Origin of the sequence: Pseudomonas sp. LSJ-87 (assembly GCF_032971465.1) — a bacterium.
Lineage (GTDB): Bacteria > Pseudomonadota > Gammaproteobacteria > Pseudomonadales > Pseudomonadaceae > Aquipseudomonas > Aquipseudomonas putida_Z.
In genome coordinates this window covers 1-599 of record NZ_JAWJYQ010000114.1, presented here as the reverse complement: position 1 = coordinate 599, position 599 = coordinate 1, and the positions used below count along the sequence as shown (strand labels likewise).

General features: G+C 65.3%; 1 protein-coding gene. It reads right to left on the bottom strand.

The window, feature by feature from the left end:
- Positions 1–599, bottom strand: a 599-nt coding sequence (locus tag RYH74_RS26310; RefSeq protein WP_317410622.1) for a condensation domain-containing protein, incomplete at both ends; no start/stop codon positions are given.

The window sequence follows — 599 nt, the reverse complement described above, 5'->3', positions numbered from 1 at the left end:
GCGCTCGATCAGCTTGTGCGCCAACTGGTTGGCCCGGCGATTCAGTTCGCCGTAGCTCAGGGTCTGCTCGCCGAAGGTGGCTGCCGGGGCCTCGGGGGCGGTGGCCACCTGGGCCTCGATCAGCTCATGAATGGTTCGCTCATCCGGGAAGGCGGCGGTATTGCGGTTCCAGTCACGCAGCACGGCCTGCTGCTCGTCCTCGCCCAGCAACGGCAGCTCGCTGATGCGTTGCCCGGGCTGGCGCACGATGGCTGCGAGCAGGTTGACCCAATGCCGCGCCATGCGCTCGATGGTGCTGGCGTCGAACAGGTCGGTGGCATAGGTCAGCGAAGCCCCGATGCCCTTTTCGTGCTCGAATGTATCCAGGGACAGGTCGAACTTAGCCGTATTCGTGCTCCCCTCCAAGCCCGACATGTCCAGGCCCGGCAAGCGGTGCTGGCTGCCCTTGAGCTCGGTCTGGTGGTTGTACAGCACCTGGAACAACGGGTTGTGGCCAAGGTTGCGCTCAGGCTGCAAAGCTTCGACCAGTTGCTCGAATGGCAGGTCCTGGTGGGCCTGCGCGCCCAACGTGCGCTGGCGCACCTGTTGCAGCAGCTCGC